Source organism: Billgrantia sp. C5P2 (genome assembly GCF_051062895.2).
Map to the genome: position 1 here is coordinate 3,021,862 of NZ_CM128542.1, position 18,271 is coordinate 3,040,132.

General features: G+C 58.8%; 14 protein-coding genes and 3 tRNA genes. 4 read left to right on the forward strand and 13 right to left on the reverse strand.

The window, feature by feature from the left end; genetic code table 11:
* Positions 1–86 precede the first annotated feature (86 nt).
* From ACRWQA_RS13950 to ACRWQA_RS13965, 4 genes are all read left to right on the forward strand, one after another.
* Positions 87–689: a nucleotidyltransferase family protein gene (locus ACRWQA_RS13950; protein WP_434229902.1), complete on the forward strand. Its 603-nt coding sequence runs from the start codon at positions 87–89 to the stop codon at positions 687–689.
* Between the two features lie 195 nt (positions 690–884).
* On the forward strand, positions 885–1,517 hold the full coding sequence (locus tag ACRWQA_RS13955; RefSeq protein ID WP_434229899.1) for a DUF2201 family putative metallopeptidase: 633 nt from the start codon (positions 885–887) through the stop codon (positions 1,515–1,517).
* 43 nt (positions 1,518–1,560) lie between these two features.
* Positions 1,561–2,574, forward strand: a complete 1,014-nt coding sequence (locus tag ACRWQA_RS13960; RefSeq protein WP_434229896.1) for a helix-turn-helix transcriptional regulator — start codon at positions 1,561–1,563, stop codon at positions 2,572–2,574.
* 55 nt (positions 2,575–2,629) lie between these two features.
* Positions 2,630–4,420, forward strand: coding sequence for a DUF726 domain-containing protein (locus tag ACRWQA_RS13965; RefSeq protein WP_434229893.1), 1,791 nt, complete (start codon positions 2,630–2,632; stop codon positions 4,418–4,420).
* A gap of 329 nt (positions 4,421–4,749) precedes the next feature.
* Here ACRWQA_RS13965 and ACRWQA_RS13970 read toward each other — a convergent pair whose 3' ends face one another.
* The 13 genes from ACRWQA_RS13970 to ACRWQA_RS14030 all read right to left on the reverse strand — a co-directional run bounded on the left by ACRWQA_RS13970 (position 4,750) and on the right by ACRWQA_RS14030 (position 18,267).
* Positions 4,750–5,460, reverse strand: coding sequence for a M48 family metallopeptidase (locus ACRWQA_RS13970; protein WP_434229890.1), 711 nt, complete (start codon positions 5,458–5,460; stop codon positions 4,750–4,752).
* Positions 5,457–8,573, reverse strand: a complete 3,117-nt coding sequence (locus ACRWQA_RS13975) for a type I restriction endonuclease subunit R (protein ID WP_434229887.1) — start codon at positions 8,571–8,573, stop codon at positions 5,457–5,459. The genes ACRWQA_RS13970 and ACRWQA_RS13975 overlap by 4 nt, the downstream gene beginning before the upstream one ends.
* A gap of 21 nt (positions 8,574–8,594) precedes the next feature.
* The gene (locus ACRWQA_RS13980; protein WP_434229884.1) at positions 8,595–9,644 is read right to left on the reverse strand and encodes a PDDEXK nuclease domain-containing protein; all 1,050 of its coding nucleotides are present in this window, start codon (positions 9,642–9,644) and stop codon (positions 8,595–8,597) included.
* Entirely contained in the window at positions 9,641–10,954 is a 1,314-nt protein-coding gene (locus ACRWQA_RS13985; RefSeq protein ID WP_434229882.1) for a restriction endonuclease subunit S, read from the reverse strand. The genes ACRWQA_RS13980 and ACRWQA_RS13985 overlap by 4 nt, the downstream gene beginning before the upstream one ends.
* Positions 10,951–13,719, reverse strand: coding sequence for a type I restriction-modification system subunit M (locus tag ACRWQA_RS13990; protein WP_434229879.1), 2,769 nt, complete (start codon positions 13,717–13,719; stop codon positions 10,951–10,953). Before ACRWQA_RS13990 ends, ACRWQA_RS13985 begins: the two co-directional genes overlap by 4 nt.
* A 146-nt stretch (positions 13,720–13,865) precedes the next feature.
* A tRNA-Ser gene (locus tag ACRWQA_RS13995) sits at positions 13,866–13,953 on the reverse strand.
* A 106-nt stretch (positions 13,954–14,059) separates the two neighbouring features.
* Positions 14,060–14,563: a YiiD C-terminal domain-containing protein gene (locus ACRWQA_RS14000; RefSeq protein ID WP_434229876.1), complete on the reverse strand. Its 504-nt coding sequence runs from the start codon at positions 14,561–14,563 to the stop codon at positions 14,060–14,062.
* A 4-nt stretch (positions 14,564–14,567) separates the two neighbouring features.
* Positions 14,568–15,128: a nitroreductase family protein gene (locus tag ACRWQA_RS14005; RefSeq protein WP_263583300.1), complete on the reverse strand. Its 561-nt coding sequence runs from the start codon at positions 15,126–15,128 to the stop codon at positions 14,568–14,570.
* A gap of 70 nt (positions 15,129–15,198) precedes the next feature.
* Positions 15,199–16,035, reverse strand: coding sequence for an NADPH-dependent 7-cyano-7-deazaguanine reductase QueF (gene queF, locus ACRWQA_RS14010; RefSeq protein WP_434229872.1), 837 nt, complete (start codon positions 16,033–16,035; stop codon positions 15,199–15,201).
* Between the two features lie 3 nt (positions 16,036–16,038).
* Positions 16,039–16,812 carry an ABC transporter permease gene (locus ACRWQA_RS14015; RefSeq protein ID WP_263583298.1) on the reverse strand — a complete coding sequence of 258 codons (774 nt, stop codon included), beginning with the start codon at positions 16,810–16,812 and terminating at the stop codon, positions 16,039–16,041.
* A complete protein-coding gene (locus tag ACRWQA_RS14020; RefSeq protein ID WP_434229868.1) occupies positions 16,809–17,771 on the reverse strand; it encodes an ABC transporter ATP-binding protein in 963 nt (320 codons plus the stop codon). Before ACRWQA_RS14020 ends, ACRWQA_RS14015 begins: the two co-directional genes overlap by 4 nt.
* Before the next feature lie 300 nt (positions 17,772–18,071).
* Positions 18,072–18,146 (reverse strand) — tRNA-Gly (locus tag ACRWQA_RS14025).
* Positions 18,147–18,191: 45 nt separating this feature from the next.
* Positions 18,192–18,267: transfer RNA gene (locus tag ACRWQA_RS14030), tRNA-Glu, on the reverse strand.
* Positions 18,268–18,271: the final 4 nt, after the last annotated feature.

An 18,271-nucleotide genomic window follows, 5' to 3' on the forward strand; every position in this document is an offset into this window, starting at 1 on the left:
TAGACACTAGCGACCTGCCGGGCTTAATCGAGTCGATCGCCGCGTCACTCTCAGCTCACCGGCACCAAGTGATGGAGGGTACCCATGTGAAAGACGCGGGGCTTGTCGTTGCCATTGTGCTTGCCGCCGGTTTCTCGCGCCGTTTCGGGGCCGCCGACAAGCGCCTGGCTCCGTTGCCAGACGGACGCCCTTGCCTGGCCGCTTCGGTGGAGCGAGCGGGAGAGGCATTTTCCTTGCTGCGTGTCGTTCTGCGCCAGGGCGAAGAGCCAGTTGCCTTGGCCCTGTCGCGGGAAACGCCCGTCATCAATGTACGCCACGCCCAGCGCGGGTTGGGCACCAGCATCGGCGAAGCGATCACCGCTCTCGACCGCGCCGACGCCCTGACGAACGTAGAGGCCGTGGCCATCTTGCTCGGCGATATGCCCTCGATCCGCCTCGAGACGCTTCACACTCTGCAACGGCATGCGACCCGATCCAGCATCCTGCGCCCCTCTTATCGGGGGCAGCCCGGTCATCCGGTGCTCTTCGGTCGTGACTTCTGGCCGGAGTTGGCGGCCTTGGATGGCGATAGCGGCGCAAACGGCGTCATCCAGCGGCACATCGAGCGCTATCGAGTCATGCCGGTCGATGATGCCGGCGTCTGCCGGGATGTCGATACCCGGGAGGATCTATCAGGTTTATGCACTTAATTCATGATCGGCAATTATGGCTAAGTAGCTACCTGCAGCAGTACCGAGAACAGGCGTACTGAACCGATAGGCATGTCCGTGCTCGCGACATGCGAGCGGAATGGCTTACGGCGCAACCATGCACTCATAAGATGCGACGCGAATCGTCGCTACCCGGTGAGATAGTCAGGCAAGTGTACTTGCCAGGAGGCTATCATGACGCACCCGACTCTCACCGTGGCGACAAGGACACACGGACGCGACGCCTACCAACTGGACAAATGGCTCACCGATCGAGCGCGCTGGCAACAGCACCAACCCCTGACCTGGGCCTTGGCCGGATATCTTCCCCTGGCCGTGGATACTACCCTCGACACGGCCACCACCGATGGCGCCCGCATCCGCTTCAACCCGCTCTGGAGTTGCGGCCTGGACGAAGCCACACGGCACTACATTCATGCCCACCTGGTCTGGCACAGCGTTGCCGGACATTTCCTGTCAGCCCCCGTCGACGATCGCCATCGCTGGCACCTGGCCTGCGACCATGAAGTCAATGCCGTACTGCTGTTGCTGGGTATCGCGCTACCCGGCAAGGCCACCTTCTTTCCCGCCTGCATCGGCAAGCCACTGGTCGAGATACACGAATGGCTAAAGTTTCACCCCCATTTGGCCGAAGAAGAATTAGTGGATCAATTGGAACCCGCTGACACGGACCGAGTGGCACTCGCCCATGAGTGGACGAATCGCCTCGCAGCACTGCTGACGACGCCCGAGGTCGCCTCGGCGGATAGCACCCAAAAGGCGTTTTGGTTGATCCAGTGCATGATGGCGACCGTACGGGACCGTTAGCCTGAGGAAGCCAACGAGTTCCACGCCAACACCAAGGAAAGCCATGTCCGAGAGCCGTGATACTCTGTTTCGCTTTTTGACCATGCTGCAGCTGATACCGCGCTATCCAGGCCGCATCAGCACGCCGGTCTTGCTGGAGAAATTGCACGAGCGCGGCTTCGTCATTGACAACCGCTCCCTGCAACGCGACCTGCGCGGACGGCTATCGCGGTTCTTCCCCCTTGGCTGCGACGACAGCGAAAAGCCCTACCGCTGGTACTTCGATCGCGATTACCACTGCGACCTGCCGGCACTCGACGTACCGAGTGCCCTGACCCTTGTGCTGGCCGAAGAGTACTTGAAGGGGCTGCTCCCACCGGTAGTGATCGGCCAGTTGGCGCCACAATTCCGGAGCGCACGGCAACTACTGGATGAGATGCAGCGCAACGGGCTGAGCCAGTGGGCCAGGCGCGTGCGCGCGATACCCAACGGCAAGGCCCTCATCCCCGCCCAGCTTGAGGAAGCCACCTGGCAGAGCGTTGCCCAGGCGCTGCTGGAGCAGCGGGCGCTGGATGTGACCTACCTCTCGCGCAGTCGGGAGGAGCGCAAGACGTTCACACTACATCCGCAGGGCATGGTGAGCCGCCACAGCGTGACCTACCTGCTCGCGACCGTGAACGACTACAACGATATCCGCCAGTTCGCCCTGCAGCGCATCGAAGCCGCCGCCTTCAGCGAGGCCGCGTGGCAGGAGTCTGAGGACTTCAACCTGGACGACTACATCCGCAGTGGTGCCTTCGGCTACCTGCAAGGTATGGATGACGTCCGACTAGTCGCCCATGTCGAGCCACAGGTCGTCTGGCTGCTGACGGAGACACCGCTGGCCGAAGAGCAGACCTTGACGCCGCTTCCTGACAGCGACTGGCAACGCCTGGAAGCCGTGGTGCGGGACGATCAGCAGACTCTGTGGTGGTTGAGGGGGATGGGTGCCAGCGTAGAGGTGATCGAGCCCAAGGAGTGGCGTGATGATATACGGGCCACCGCAGAGAAGATTCTAGCAAGACTTTACTCAAATTAATCGGAAATTACCGAAATGGTGGTTTTCGTATAAATTTAACCAAAGGAGAAAGAAAGTGATTTATTCAGTACTACAAGAAAGAGAACTACTGGAACGCAAGGCTATTATAAAACTGCTTGGGCTTTTGTTTTTTCAAAGCCCACCTATGAATGAGCAGGAAGTAGCATATATCGAGACCTTATGCGCTTTCGCAGGACTCGACGAAGAAGACGTAAAAAAAACTTTACGACTTGACATGCGAGACAACTGGAACTTCACTAATATTATAGATGAAACTCTTTCAATTGGTTCGCAAAAGCTTTTACTTTTTCTCGCCAAACTATCAGAAATATGCTTTTCTGAATCCAAAGGCTTTTTCTCGCTATCGACAAGCAGCGAACTAAAGAACTTTGTAGAAACCAATATTGCTCCTAATATTCACTTGGGAGAAAAAGCAAAGTCAGAAATTTCCTCACTGAGTGAAAAATTTTTCAAAGCCTCATGCTCCTTATACGACACAATTTATAAGAAATCTTTAAGCGATGAGGAAATAGAGAAAACCCCTCCAGCAGAAAAAATTTTCCTTATCCATCCAACAAAGCTTCGTGAACTGAGCACAATAGAAGCTGCCAACTTTATTTCAGCCTTTAATTATGTTAACAAAGAAATCGCCAACTCAACCGGAAACCCAACCCACTTTTTCTTCAACCATTTGCTAGGGGCGTTTTATCAGCATGCTGGTATTGAGCCAGGCGAAACACCGAACCTTACCTATATCCATGAAGTTGTCATAGACAAAACCTGGCTAAAAAACTTGGTGTTATTGTCGGCCATAGCCCAAATCAAAGAAGATAAAAACACATTAAACCAACCCGTGATTCGTGAGATTATCAGCAACTTTAATATACAAGAAGATGTTATAACGAAAAAACACCACCCTTCTCTGATAGCTTACAAGTCTGCTTGTATCCAAACCTTCGAGCGCTTGCATGATATAAGCCGAGATGATTACGCAGCAGGCTCCACAGGAGTAGATTACGTGAGAAAAGCGCTCTCAGTCGCCGATTTAGCAACTGATTTTGTACCTGCGGTCGCCGGCTTCAAAAGAATGCATAAATGGGGACGGGACGCCGGAAGTTTTGTAGATGATTTAACATCAGATGACTCACGGTCCTCGGAGAAAATTTTCGGATTACGCCAACTGGTCGAAGACCAAGGAACCGGGATACTAAATATCTGCATCGATGGATTTATGTCTGAATCATCGAAAGGACAGTTCACTGATTGGAAAACTCCGTTAATGGCAAGAGGAACCATTGGCGCCATTTCCGGATTTGCTTGGCCTTCAAGAAATTTCATAAAATCAGGAATGACTTGCTGGTACGAAGCGGTAAATAACTCTTTAATTTATGGCACCAGACTTGCAGAGGACATAAAATTTCTAAAATCCTTCAACCCAAATATTAAAATAAGACTCTTTGGACACTCTCTTGGCGGTCGAGTCATACATAACGCCTTGGTCGCACTGGTTGGTTCCTCGTGTAAAATTGATGAAGCATATTTATTTGGAGCCGCGGTTTCACGCACCGACAAGCAGAGATGGGCTGGAGCCCTTCAATCGGTCGACGGCACCCTTTACAATTTTTACTCCCTGAATGATGAAATACTAGACAAGCTTTATCGCACTGCGCAACTGGGAGACGAGCCTGCGGGCCTAGGGGAGATCGAGTACTTTAAGAGCAAAGGTGTAAAGCAAGGACATGTAGTAAACGTTAACGTATCAGAAGCTGTGCGCGGACATACTGAATACAAACAAAATCTAGCTATAATTTTTAACCAAGTCAACCCAAGCACGGAGAAAGCATAATTTCTCTCGCACTCAATCGCAGTGGAAAATAACTATAGAGCTAGAAACCAGTAAAGCGTAAATCAAAAAACTTAAAGTACTCGCCCCAAAGCGAGTACTTTACAAACTGACATGACCACTATGGCTAACCGGTCTAAAAAAACACACTACTATCAAACAACCCATCAGTCGTTAACAAGCTGATCTAGATTGATTTTCTCACAAACTATTCGAAGCCACTCACCCGCACGAAACAGCTAAAAAATTGAAAAGGCGGGAGAATTACGTTGCTGTCATCCTCCCCTTACCAGGTGGGAGAGATACCTCTCGCCAAGGGCTGAAACCATGCTTCACCATGATTCGGCAGCGAGGGGAAGTGCGTTCAGTTCATCGCGGGCCTCTCTCCAGTTCGGGTAGTGGCGATCCAGGATGGCAACGAAACACTCGCTGTGATTCGGCTCTATCAAGTGTGCCATTTCATGCACGACGATGTATTCGAGCAGATCCTTGGGCTTTTTGATCAGCTCGGTATTCAGGCGGATGTTGCCGGCTTCGTGGTTGCAACTGCCCCACTTGGTTTTCATCCGCTGCAGGTAGTAGCCGGCCACTCTGACCTTCAACCTAGCCTCCCACCTGGCGATCAATGGCGGCACGGTTTCATGCAGTAGCCCCTTGTGCCATTCGTGCATCACCTCGGCGCGCCTAGTACGGTCGCTGCCCGGCCGTACGATAAGGGTGATGCGCTTGTGGTCGAGGATGACGTGGGGCCTGGTATCACGTTCAACAATACTGAGCAGGTAGCGCCTCCCCCACAGGTAATGGCTCTCGCGCTCGATAAATTGTCGCTGCGGTTCTCGTGCCTGCTGCTCCAGCTTGGCCTGCTGCGCACGGATCCAGCCCAGCTTCGAGGCGGCATAGGCCCTCGCCACGTCCAGCCGTGTGCCCTTGGGGGCAACCAGCGTTACACGCCCTTCCGGCGGATGGACAGACAAGTGCACGTTCTTGATGGCCTTATGCGTGACCATGATCAAGATATCACCAAGCTCAATCGTTTCGGTCATTGGTAACCCGCCTGGTTCTTGATCAGCTCGAAGACAGCCGACGTCGCCTGCCGGTCGCGCTCCATGATCGGAAACAACGCATTGAGAACCTGACTTTCCTTGGCACTATCACCCTGCCAGTTCGCCGGGGCATGCTCGCGCATGGCGCGGTCAATCGCTAGCGCCATGCCAAGCCGGTGCCTATCGTCATCAGGGGAAGGTTCACGCACCTCGTACGCTGGACGTGAAGCAGAAAGGATAGCCGGCAGGTTATGGTAGATCACCAACGCCTCGCGCTTATCTGCAAGCTCAGGCGGCGCATCACCCGTTTCCTGGCCCTGCGCCATCTTCTTGACTAGCTCTTCGGCCCGCTCGAGGAATTCCTGATAGGACGCCGTTTCATTGCGCCAATCCTCGATCAGGTCATCCAGCAGCTTGGACAGCTGCTCGTAGAAGCGCGGATCGGTGAGCTGGTCACGGATGATGGTCTTGCGCACGTTGTTGATGATGCCCTCGGCGACCGAGTTCTTCGGCAGCTTGCCCTTCTGGTTTAGCTTCCTGGCGATGGCATCATGAATTCCGGTTTCGACGATCAGTTCCACCAGCGAGTAGCTGTCCACCGCCCCCAGTTCATCCGCCGGATCGGCCTGAATATAGGTATTGATCAGGTGGCGCATGTCCGCCTCGTAAGGCTTGATGTCCAGCTCCTCGCCGGAATGCCGCTTGATCGCATCCCGCACTTCGCTGAAAAAGACCACTTCCTCGTTCAGCGCCGTTACCTGGGCTGGGGTATAGCCGGCCGATTCCAGATCCTGAGTGATGGCCGCATAAGCTCGCACAAAGCTGGCCGTAGCCTTGTAGAAGGAGATACGCAGCACCTCGGTGTCACCGAGAGCATCAGGGTCGCTCGCGGCACCACAGAAATAGTACAAGTACTGCTCGATGCCTCGGGGCGGCGGCACCGGTTCGCACAGGTATTTCAACGCCTCACGGGCCGTATCTAGCCGCTTCTTGCCCTCATCCAGCCAGTTCTTCAGCTCGACGTTGTTGTCAGCCACCCCACCATCATCCAGATCCAGTTCATCGGAGCTGTAGACGGCAATGGCCTGCTGAACATCGCCGAACAACTGCTTGAAGTCGACGATGTGGCCATACTCCTTGTCGTCGCCATCCAGCCGGTTGGTGCGACAGATGGCCTGGAACAGGTTATGGTCGCGGATCTCGTTGTCGAGATAAACGTAGGTACAGGACGGCGCATCGAAGCCGGTCAGCAGCTTGCTCACCACAATCAGCAGCTTGCATTGGGCCGGCTCCTCCTTGAAGCGGCGTTTCATCTCCTCTTCGTACTGCTTGGTGCTCTGCCCCTCCGCCAGCACGTACTGGGTATAAGTATCGAACTTGTATCGCTCATCGCTGTTGGCCGGCTCGCGGGAAATGGCACCAGGGTTCGGTTCGTAGGAGGTGATGACGGCGCAGTATTCGCCAAAAGAGGTGTTCTTGAACAATCGGTAGTAGTGGCAGGCATCATAGATGGAGGCCGCCACCAGAATCGCCGTGCCGCGGCCGCTGTTGAGTCGCGGCCGAGCATCGAAGTCCTCGATAATATCGGCGATGATACGTTGCTTGCGCTCGGCAGAACTCATCAACTCTTCCAGGTTCGCCCAACGCTTGCGCAACACCGCCTTCTGGAAATTGTTCAGGTTCCAGGTCTTGCGCTCGAACCAGTCGTCGATCTTCTTGCGCGACGTTAGCCGCTGCGGCACGTCGCGGGCCTCGTACTTGAGATCCAGCACCACCTTGTCGGCTACTGCCTCGGGGAACTTGTAGGTGTGGATATAGGTACCGAAGACCTCGCGGGTGGTCTGCTTGTCCTTGCGCAGCAGCGGCGTACCGGTGAAGCCGATGAATATGGCATCTTCCAACCAGCGCTTCATCTGCCGGTTCATTTTGCCACCCTGTGTGCGATGGCACTCATCCACGAACACATAGAACCGCCCGTGCACCGAAGGAGGCGGCCCCTTGAGATCGCCGGGATCGAACTTGTGAAGCAGGGCGCAGAGCAGCCGCGGCGTGGTGGCACCGAGCTTCTCGATGAGCTGGGCCCGCTTGGTGATACGCGGTGAAGGAGCGTTTTCGCCCACTACACCAGCGTTACGCATCACGCCGACGATCTGCTCGTCGAGTTCGTCGCGGTCGGTGACGACCAGAATACGCCCCTCGGGGTCGTGTTCCATTAGCCACTTGGCCAGCAACACCATGAGGATGCTCTTGCCGCTGCCCTGGGTATGCCAGATCACGCCGCCCTCGCGCCTGGCGATGCGTGCCTGGGCGGCCTTGATGCCGTGATACTGGTGAGGGCGCGGCACCTTCTTCTGCCCCGCGTCGAAGATCACGAAGTTGCGGACCAGATCCAGCAGCCGCTCCTTTCGACATATCTGCGCTAGCGGCCTGTCCAACAGTGTGCCGGGAGCCAAGGGGCTGCCACCCTCCTCGTCCTTCCACTGCACGAAGAACTGCTCCGGCGTGCCGGTGGTACCGTAGTACAGCCCCTGGGAGTCGCTGCCGGCCAGCACCAGCTGTACGCTGCCGAAGAAGCGCTGGTTGAATAGGGGTTCCTGGTTGGTGATGAGCTGGCGTACGCCATCGGCAACTTCCACCGAGCTGCGCTTGAGCTCGATCACCGCCACCGCGATGCCGTTGAGGTAGAGCACGAGATCGGGCCGGCGCTCATGCCCGCCCTTGAGCGTCACCTCCTCGGCCAGGGCGAAGTCGTTGCGCTCCGACTGCTCCCAGTCGATCAGGTGGACATCATCATGGGGCTGGCCCGGCGACATCAGCACCTTCACCGGATAGCGCAGCAGGTTATAGGTACGCAGGTTGGCCTGGTAGAGGGTAACGCCGGTTACATCGGCCGCCGCTTCCAGCTTGTGCAGTGCCGCAGCGATATGGGCCTCGGAATAACCGCGCCTTTGCAAGTTGGCCCGCAGCAGCTCCGGCTCGATGGCACGGTTGTTTTTGCGCCGGCTCCAGTTACCCAGGTTGCGATAACCCAGGCCACCCTCTTCCGCGTCCCTGGTAAATAGACCTACCACACGGTTCTGGGTCAGGCGCTCGGGGCGCGGTGTGTAGCTCATGCGGCAGGCTCCTTATAGCGATTATTCCCCTGAGTCGCCTCGATCCCTCAGCAGTCTGGCCCGCGCCACGGCAATGGATTGATGCAGCTTGGCCTGCAGGATCTCCCTAGGCGGCAATACTGCCAGATATTCGGCAACATGGATGCCGCTCTTGTCCAGCTCCAACAGCTCGATCTGCTCCCGCTGATTGCTGGCACAGAGGATGATGCCCAGCGGAGGGCTTTCGCCGGCTTCCTGCTCGTGCCGGGCCAGCCAGCGCAGATAGAGCTCCATCCGCCCCTTGTACTCGGCCTTGAAGCGGCCGAGCTTCAGGTCGATGGCCACCAGCCGCTTGAGCTTGCGGTTGTAGAACAGCAGGTCGATATAGAAGTCGTCATCGTCGACCTGGATGCGCTTCTGTCGACCCACGAAGGTGAAGCCCGCTCCCAGCTCCAGCAGGAACTGCTCGATCTCGCGCAGAATGGCGTCTTCCAGGTCGCGTTCCAGATAGCGGTCGTTAAGGCCGAGAAAATCCAGCAGATAGGGATCTTTCAGCAGCAGCGCCGGCGAGGGCTGACCGGCCTGGCGCAGGGTCGTGAGCTCGTGCCGAATGGTCTCGTCGGGCTTCTTCGAGATGGCGGTACGCTCGAACAGCTGCGACTGGATGCGCTTCTGTAGCAGGCGCGATGACCAGCCCTCCAGCCTACACAGCTCGATGTAGAAGTCGCGCTTGAGCGGGTCGTCGAGGTAGATCAGCGCCTTGAGATGGGTCCAGCTCAACTCTCTCCGCAGTGAGGAGACTGTCTTCTCGTCGGGAAACACCTCGGTAAACCGGATCATATGGTGCAGGTTCTTGGCCGAGAAGCCGCGCCCGTACTCCGCCGTCAACTGTCTCGCCAGTACGGAGACTATCTTCTCGCCATAGCCCGCGCGCCGATGGCCCAAGATCTCCCGCTGGATGCGCGACCCCAGCTGCCAGTAGAGCAGGGTCAGCTCGGCGTTGACCGCCACCGCGGCGCGCTGGCGGGCGCTGTCGATCAGCTGGCGCAGCTCGGCCACCAGCGCCGGATCGGTGGCGGGCGTCGTGCTCATACCAGTCGCGTCCTCCCGGTCAGCAGTTCCTGCATCATCGCCTGTTTCAGCTCGGCCGTCTTGGCGCGGCACTGTTCCATGGCGTCGATTTCGGCGTCCATGTCGGACAGGACATTTGCAATAGTAGCTTGCTCGTCTAGTGTAGGCAGCTTGACTGTCACATTGGAAAGAGCCGAAGCACTAATATGGACAACTGCGTCACCTTGACCAAAACGAGATTTTTGGCGATTGACTTCAGGAAGGTTGAGGGCATACCCCATAAACACGGGGTCGACACTGGCAGGCCTGAGGATCACAACATCTCCTCCTGCATAAGCTTCAGTCTCACTAACCAAAGCCACGCATTTTCCAATATCCTCCTTGGTTTCGCCTGAGCCTGCAAACAACAAATCACCATACTGGATACGCGTAGCGTTCAGTGCCACTTCTTCGGAAATCCACGAGCGGAATTCTCGAACCACATCATGATGAGTCGTATAAATTTCACCATAGCGTATGCAAGGAATGTGGCCCGACTGGGCATCATCCCGCTTAACACCTGAACCTTTTATAAAACTTCCTAGCTCACCAAGCATCTTTGTCCCCCACTCCCCCTCGAACCCTGGCAGGCGGGTCTGGCCGGTAAGGAGTTGCTGCATGGCGGCCTGTTTGAGGTCACGCTTCTTGGCGATCAGCCGGTTCAGCTCCTCCATTAGGGCATCTATATCACTTAGGGCTGTAGCGATAGCGCGCTGTTCTTCCTTCGCCGGTGGTAGTGGTATCTGAAATTTTCTTATTCGCGTAAGCGCAAGCTTTGGTTGGGCACCTACCGTCCTGATGGACTCGATAACTCCCTGAACATGGCCCGAGAGAAGAACATACAACAAGTAATCACGGTCGCATCCGATATCACTTATACGATTTGCATTTTCTGTCAGGTTTGCACCATCCAGCCACTCTGGAATTGTTCCAACCAGACCAAGAGTACCTGCGACCGATATAAAAATATCTTCCTTGAAGATGCGATACTGACTGATTGTCTGGGCCGCCTCTGCTGGAACATATCTAATATCATTGACAGCCACCCCACCCTGATACATGTCGCTTACGCGAATATAGGGATAAGGTGTTTCCTTTTCAGTCACGTAATATCCGGCCGGTAAGCGCTTGCCACTTGTCACGCGCGAGATCACACCAAGCTGAGCGACCTCCCAATCCTCCGGAATCACCCCCACCTCGGTCTGCTTGTACCCCTCGGGAACAGCCGGCTCTACGGCTCGAAAGTCATACCCCGCCGCGGCATCGCGCACTTCCGTCGCCTCCCTGTTCATGCCCAGTGCACCCCCATCTTCTTGAGGTGCTCGTCCACCCGGGACGAGAGTGTCTCCACCCGCTGGGTAAGCTGCGGCAACGGCGTGGCATAGCGCTCGGCCAGTTGGCGCACTCGGCCGCTCAGGGTCTGGGAGACGCGCTCCAGCTCGCCCTGTACGGCGGTTTCCAGGGCGGTGAGCCACTTGTCGTCCACCACCAGGGTCTTGATCTCCTCCTCACTGAGCTGGGGGTATTTCTCGTAGGCGAGCCGGTCGAGGGCTGCGTCCGCCTCCTTGACCCGACTCTTCAGGGCGCTCTGCCGGTCGAGCAGCTCCAGGTAGCACGAGGTGGCATACAGGTCGGCGAGGGCCTCCGGCAAGGGCTCGACCTGCAGGCGCTCGCGATAGGTCGCCTCGGTCTCGGCGAGCAGGTCGGCGGCCTCCTTCTCGGTGGCCTTCTGTCTCTTTTCCAAGGAGAGGTAACGCTGCAGGGTCTTGTATTCGGCCGTGTCGCTGGTGGCACTCAAGCGGTCCTTGACCGCCTTCTGGGTTAGCTTGCCCTTGGGGTTCTTCAGCGCCGACAGATGGCCGTCATCGGCGAGGGCACGCAGCTCGGCGGCCTGTTCCTCGGCCTGTTCGAGCAGCTCGCAGTAACGACTACAGGCCGACGGGTCTTCCTCGTTCCAGGAATTCGCCAAGGCCTGGATAAAGGCCTCCTGAGCGTCGGCCTTCGAGGAAACCTCCTTGAGGGGACCCTCTTCTCCGCCATGTTCCTCGGCCAGTTCGGTGAGCTGGCTGCCGATAGTATCGAATTCGGCCTGCAGCGCGTCGAGCGCCGCCTGCTCCTTGGCGAAGTAGCGAGCAACAATGTAGGGCTTGGGGATAAGGTCGCAGGTCCAACCCTTGTCCTTCATCTCCCCCTTCTTCTTGCCGCTTTTCACCTCTTCGAGCACGCGGCGGGGTTCAGCCACCCAGCCGTCGGCAGCGATCTCGTAGCAGTCGTCCTGCAAGGTCTCGGCCCAGTAGTCCATCAGATGCTGATAGATATCGTAGGGGTCGAGCAGCGGTGCGGTGCGGAAGGTATCGAGCAGGTCCTCACCGACGTCGGTAATCAACGCCTTGGGCTGGCCATCCACGCCGAAGCCTTTTAGCCGAGGCGTGTTGCGCTCGCGCCACTGATCGAACAATAACGTAATGCTTGTGCGGAAGGCGGCGAACTCGTCGTGTTCCAGGATGATAGCCTTGATGGCCTGGGGCTCCACCGCCAGGTCGACGTAGCCTGGGTGGCGATTCGGCTGGAACAGCGACTGGCGCAGGGCGGGGAAAACGGCCCAGTAGGCGGATAGTCCCAGCAGCGGCGGCTGGGCGGCCTCGTCGCCGTCGATATCGCGCTCGGGGATGCCGCCGTTGAGGTGTGCATGGATGTCGTGCAGGTCTTCCGGCTCGCTAGTGTCGATGTAACGTGGCAGATTGAGGTTGTAGTCGTTCTTCGAATCGGCGATCTCCTCGAAGGGCACCATGCGTGCGTAGCGTGGCACGTCTACCTGCTTGCGGAAGGTATCGACGATGCGGTGGATATCCTGCTCGCGCAATCGGTTCTTGTTGCCGTCCTTGAGGAAGCTCTTGGCAGCATCGATCATGAAGATGCCGCGGCGTGCCTGGGCGTTGTCCTTGTCGAGCACCAGGATGCAGGCGGGAATGCCGGTGCCGTAGAAGAGGTTGGCAGGCAGGCCGATGATGCCCTTGAGATAACCGGAGCGCACCAGTTGCTTGCGAATGACGGCCTCGGCGTTACCTCGGAACAACACGCCGTGGGGTAGGATCACCGCGCCCTTGCCGGTACTCTTGAGCGAACGAATGACGTGCAGCAAGTAAGCATAGTCGCCCTGCTTGGCCGGCGGCACGCCCCAGGCGAAGCGCTGGTAGGGATCGCTGGTTGGGGAAAGGCCCGAACTCCAGCCCTTGTCAGAAAACGGCGGATTGGCGACCACATAGTCGTAGGTGCGCAGGCTCTCACCATCCCTGAACTTGGGGTTGGCCAGGGTGTTGCCCTGCATGACATTGGCGGTGGGGAAGTCATGCAGGATCATGTTCATTCGGGCCAAGCCGGCGGTGGTGACGTCCTTCTCCTGACCTTCCAGGGTGATGTGCTTGCCGGCCTCGGCGGCGACTTTCAACAGCAGTGAGCCCGAGCCGCACGTCGGGTCATAGGCGGTGGTGCGCGCGGTGGTGTTGCTCGGTTCGATGCCAATCACCTGGGCGATCACCCGGCTGACCTCGGAGGGCGTATAGAATTGGCCCTTGCTCTTGCCACTCTCGGTGGCGAAGTGGCGCATCAGGTATTCGTAGGCGTCCCCGAGGATATCGTCATGCTCGGCGCGGTTCTTGGCGAAATCCAGCTCAGGTTTCTGGAAGATACTGATCAGGTTGGTGAGGCGATCGACCATCGCCTTGCCTTCGCCGAGCTTGTTGGGATCGTTGAAGTCAGGGAAGTCGCTGCGCGCCAGGCGCTGGTTGGCGTCGATCAGCGGCTGGATGATCTGGGTGTTGATCTTGTCGCCGATGTCGCTCTTGCCCTTGAGCTTGACCATATCCGCGAAGCTTGCGCCTGCGGGGATGATGACTGGCGGCTCGAAGCCGTCATAGTCCGCGTATTTGTCGGAGATGTACTTGATGAACAGCATGAACAGGACATAGTCCTTGTACTGGGACGCGTCCATGCCACCACGCAGTTCATCACAGGAGGCCCATAGGGAGGAGTACAGCTCGGATTTCTTGATTGCCATGGGGTGGGTCCCTGTCCGTTTCTTTACGCTTCCGGTCGTGTATCGTCGGAGTGCACGACGCGACCGCACTCTAGGCACTTCGCTTAAGCCAGGAATGCAGAAGGGGAGCCCCGCTGATGCGGAGCTCCCCTTCTATCATGATTCTGTGGCGGAGGGGGAGGGATTCGAACCCTCGAAGCCTTTCGACTTACACACTTTCCAGGCGTGCTCCTTCGACCACTCGGACACCCCTCCGCATTGTGGTCCTCACGCCCGTTGGCTGTGCCTTGTGCGTCAGAACGGCGCAAAGTCTAACGGCTTAAGTGCGCGTTTGCAAGCCGGTTTTCGGCTTTCGGGGCCGTCAGCCAGCGGGCAGCACGGCGTAGTCGCCGCGGGCTTCGAGGCACAGTGTGTCGCCGCACCAGAGCTGTTGCACCAAGGCGATCCGGCCACGCCCGCGGCTCGCCAAGCGCTCCGCCAGCGTCTCGGGAGCCTGCTCGCTCTCGGGCTCGCAGATCAGACAGTAGTCGCCGGTAACCGGCGCCAGGAAACGCTGGCGGGCTTCGGCCACGACGACATCGCGGGCATGGCCGCGCTGGCGCAACCACAGCGTGGTCCAGCACCAGCCCAACAGGGTGGTCTGGGCGGTGAGCCCGCCACCGAAGCCGGTGCCCTTGTCGTTGAGGTTGGGCACGAGCGAGAGATCCCACACCAGGCGCTCTCCCTCCCAGCGCATCTCGCGAATGCCCAGATGCCTCACCATGGGGATGGCGTCACTCAGCCAGGCGAGAAAGGCCTGCGGATCGTCCCGTTCACCGAGCGCGGGCAGCGGCAGGCGCGGGTGGGGTACGCCGACTTCTCGCATGATGTCAGGTCCAGCGCTCGACGAAGTCACTGATACGATGCTCGGCGATGGGCTTGTGGCGCCCACCGAGCTGGCCGAGGTAGAGGAAGGCGATCAGTTCGTCCTCCTCCTCCAGGCCGAGCCCCTTGCGCACGGTGGGATCGAAGGCGTACTTGCCGCTGCGCCACATGGCCCCCAGCCCAAGAGCGTGGGCAGCCAGCAGGATGCCATGGCCGGCGCAGCCGGCGGAGATCACCTGCTCGATCTTCGGCACCTTCTCCACATCGGGCGTGACCTTGGCGATAACGGCGATGACCATGGGGGCGCGCAGCGGCTTCTTGCGCGCGGCATCCAGGGCGGCGTCCTCGATGCTGGGGTCCTCGCGATACTCCGCCTCGGCGAAGAGTTCACCCAGCCGCTCGAGCCCCTCACCGGAGAACTCGATGAAGCGCCACGGGCGCAGCTCCTTATGGTCCGGTGCCCGCAGGGCGGCGCGATAGATCGCTTCCATCTGCTCAGGGCTCGGTGCTGGGCCCATCAACTTGCCCATCGAACTGCGCTCGTGCAACAGAGTGAGTGCGTCCATACGGTCTCCCAGGTCATCGAGAATAGTTGACCGAACTTTACCAGCTGTCCCTATACCTGTCGTGCCAGGCCTACTGTCTCGCCAGGCGCAGGGGCTCCGGCGGGCGCTCGCCCGGGGTGGCACGCCAGGGGCTGATGTCGAGCCCGCCGCGACGCACGTAGCGCGCCAGCACCAGCAGCCGCTCGGGCTTCGCGCGGGCCATCAGGTCCATGAAGATGTGCTCGACGCAGTGCTCGTGGAAGTCCTGATGCTGGCGATAACCGATCAGGTAGCGCAGCAGGTCCTCGCGCTCGAGCCTGGGGCCGCGATAGCGAATCAGCACGCTGCCCCAGTCGGGCTGGCCGGTGACCGGGCAGTTGGACTTGAGCAGGTGCGAGTAGAGCGTCTCCTCGACGATCTCCTCGCCCACCCGCAAGTGCTCGGCGCTGGGCGTGTAGTCGTCGACCTCGATGTCGAGTTCGTCAAGGCATTCACCGGGCAGACGACTGACGGCGAGAGCATCGTCGTCGACGTCGAACAGCTCCACCGTGACCGGCGCCCCGGCGGCCTGCGCCAGGTCGCGCTCGAGCATCTCGATCACCTGCTCGCGGCTGTCGAAGCGGGTCTGGTTGAAGCTGTTGAGATAGAGCTTCCACGACTTCGACTCGATCAGGTTGGGCGACTCGGCCGGCAAGCGGAAGCGCGCCACGGCCACCAGCGGTTTGCCGCGGCCGTTGAGCCAGCTCACCTCGAAGGCGTGCCACTCATCCTCGCCGACGAAGGGTAGCCTGCCCTCAACGATACCCAGCGGCGCGCGATTGGCGGCGCGGGGAATGGGATAGAGCAGCCCGGCATCGTAGTGTTCCGGGTAGGCGGACTCGCGCCCCAAGGGGGCATGTTCAAGCGTTTCAGGACGATCGTGATTCATGATTTAGCTTCTAATACCCTTGCCCTGCTCCAGCATCCACAGCGCGACAGTGAAGAGCACGACGATGAAAGCGACGATGGCGGCCAGCGCCCAACCCACCGGGATGTCGGAGACACCGAGGAAACCGTGGCGAAACACGTTGACCATATAAAGGATCGGGTTGAGCAGCGAGGCGTTCTGCCAGAAGGTCGGCAGCAGCGAGATCGAGTAGAACACCCCGCCCAGGTAGGTCAGCGGCGTGAGCACGAAGGTCGGCACGATGGAAACGTCATCGAACTTGTTGGCTAGCAGCGCGTTGATGAAACCACCGATGGAGAACAGCGCCGCGGTGAGCACCACCACGCCAATGGTCAGCAGCGGGTGCGCCACGCTGATGCGGGTGAAGAACAACGACACCAGGGTCACGATCAGGCCCACACCCAACCCGCGCGCCATCCCACCGAGCACGAAGCCGGCAAGGATTACCCAGTTGGGCATGGGCGAGACCATCATCTCCTCCACGCTGCGCTGGAACTTGTTGGAGAAAAAGCTCGAGGCCACGTTGGAATAGCTGTTGGTGATCACCGCCATCATGATCAGCCCGGGAACGATGAAGTCCATGTAGCTGAAGCCGTCCATCTCGCCGATGCGCGAGCCGATCAGGCTGCCGAAGATGATGAAGTACATGGCCATGGTGATCGAGGGCGGCAGCAGGGTCTGCGGCCAGATCCGCGTGAAGCGCTTGACCTCCTTGAATACCAGGGTCCAGAGGGCAATGGCTATCTGGCCGGCGCTCATTTGCCCACCTCCGCCTGTTCGGCCGCGCGACGCTCGTCGTTGCCCTGCTCCACCATCGACACGAACATCTCCTCCAACCGGTTGGCGCGGTTACGCATCGAGACCACCTCGATGCCCTGCTCACCCAGGGCGCTGAATACATCGTTCAAACGCTGGCCGCGATGCACCACCACGGCGAGCTGGGCCCCTTCCACCTTGTGCACCTCGAAGCCCTCGACATGAGGAGCCTGGGTTATCGGACGGGCCAGGTCGAACAGGAAGGTCTCGGTGTCGAGTTCGGCCAGCAGGCCGCGCACGCTGGTGTTCCGCACGATCTCGCCGTGGTTGATGATCGCCACGTTGCGACAGAGGCTTTCGGCCTCCTCGAGATAGTGGGTCGTGAGGATGATGGTAGTGCCCTCCTCGCGGTTGATGCGGCGCATGTACTCCCACATGCTGCGACGTAGTTCGATGTCGACGCCGGCAGTGGGTTCGTCGAGAATCAATAGCTTGGGCCGATGCATCAGCGCACGGGCGATCATCAGGCGACGCTTCATGCCGCCGGAGAGCATGCGCGCGCTACCGTTGCGCTTGTCCCACAGGCCGAGATCCTTGAGCAGGCTTTCGGCGCGGGGCAACGCCTCGCGGCGCGGCATGCCGTAGTAGCCGGCCTGGGCCAGCACGATGTCGAGCACCTTCTCGAACTGGTTGAAGTTGAATTCCTGGGGCACCACGCCCAGGTGATACTTGGCGCGCGCGAAGTCACGGTCGATGTCGATACCGAAGATCGAGACCTGTCCGGCTGTCTTCTGCACCAGCGAGCACACCACCCCCAGGGTAGTGGACTTGCCGGCACCGTTGGGGCCCAGCAAGGCGAAGAAGTCGCCCTGCGCCACATCGAGGTCGATGCCCTTCAGGGCGTGAAAGCCGTTGCCGTAGACCTTGGTCAGGCCACGGATCGACAGCGCCGGTTCGGCCATGGGACATCCTTGCGTTGGGATGGAAAACGAGTTCAGAACATTAGGGCGCGAAGGGATTTTTCAAGCCTGGCCCGGGAAAAACGCAGCATGCCTCGCCCATGGGCAAGGTAATCGAATTCTATCTTGGGGGGAGAAAACTGGAGCGGGAAAGGAGATTCGACGGTCCGGCGCCCCGGCTCCCGGCCCGAGCCTTGGCAACTTGAAGTTTGAGAAGAAAACTGGAGCGGGAAAGGAGATTCGACGGTCCGGCGCCCCGGCTCCCGGCCCGAGCCTTGGCAACTTGAAGTTTGAGAAGAAAACTGGAGCGGGAAAGGAGATTCGAACTCCCGACCCTCGCCTTGGCAAGGCGATGCTCTACCACTGAGCTATTCCCGCTTGATCGGTATCGGTTGTGCCTGCCCATGCAGTATAACCGAAAGGTGGCGTCCCATAGGGGGTTCGAACCCCTGTTCCCGCCGTGAAAGGGCGGTGTCCTAGGCCACTAGACGAATGGGACGCAG

Excerpts from the sequence above, each read along its gene's own strand:
- ACRWQA_RS13980 (WP_434229884.1), bottom strand. The coding sequence starts at position 9,644 with ATGAGCACGACGCCCGCCACCGATCCGGCGCTGGTGGCCGAGCTGCGC.
- ACRWQA_RS13970 (WP_434229890.1), bottom strand. The coding sequence starts at position 5,460 with ATGACCGAAACGATTGAGCTTGGTGATATCTTGATCATGGTCACGCAT.
- ACRWQA_RS13990 (WP_434229879.1), bottom strand. The coding sequence starts at position 13,719 with ATGGCAATCAAGAAATCCGAGCTGTACTCCTCCCTATGGGCCTCCTGT.
- ACRWQA_RS13985 (WP_434229882.1), bottom strand. The coding sequence starts at position 10,954 with ATGAACAGGGAGGCGACGGAAGTGCGCGATGCCGCGGCGGGGTATGAC.
- ACRWQA_RS14020 (WP_434229868.1), bottom strand. The coding sequence starts at position 17,771 with ATGGCCGAACCGGCGCTGTCGATCCGTGGCCTGACCAAGGTCTACGGC.
- ACRWQA_RS14015 (WP_263583298.1), bottom strand. The coding sequence starts at position 16,812 with ATGAGCGCCGGCCAGATAGCCATTGCCCTCTGGACCCTGGTATTCAAG.
- queF (WP_434229872.1), bottom strand. The coding sequence starts at position 16,035 with ATGAATCACGATCGTCCTGAAACGCTTGAACATGCCCCCTTGGGGCGC.
- ACRWQA_RS13975 (WP_434229887.1), bottom strand. The coding sequence starts at position 8,573 with ATGAGCTACACACCGCGCCCCGAGCGCCTGACCCAGAACCGTGTGGTA.
- ACRWQA_RS13955 (WP_434229899.1), top strand. The coding sequence starts at position 885 with ATGACGCACCCGACTCTCACCGTGGCGACAAGGACACACGGACGCGAC.
- ACRWQA_RS14000 (WP_434229876.1), bottom strand. The coding sequence starts at position 14,563 with ATGCGAGAAGTCGGCGTACCCCACCCGCGCCTGCCGCTGCCCGCGCTC.
- ACRWQA_RS13960 (WP_434229896.1), top strand. The coding sequence starts at position 1,561 with ATGTCCGAGAGCCGTGATACTCTGTTTCGCTTTTTGACCATGCTGCAG.
- ACRWQA_RS14005 (WP_263583300.1), bottom strand. The coding sequence starts at position 15,128 with ATGGACGCACTCACTCTGTTGCACGAGCGCAGTTCGATGGGCAAGTTG.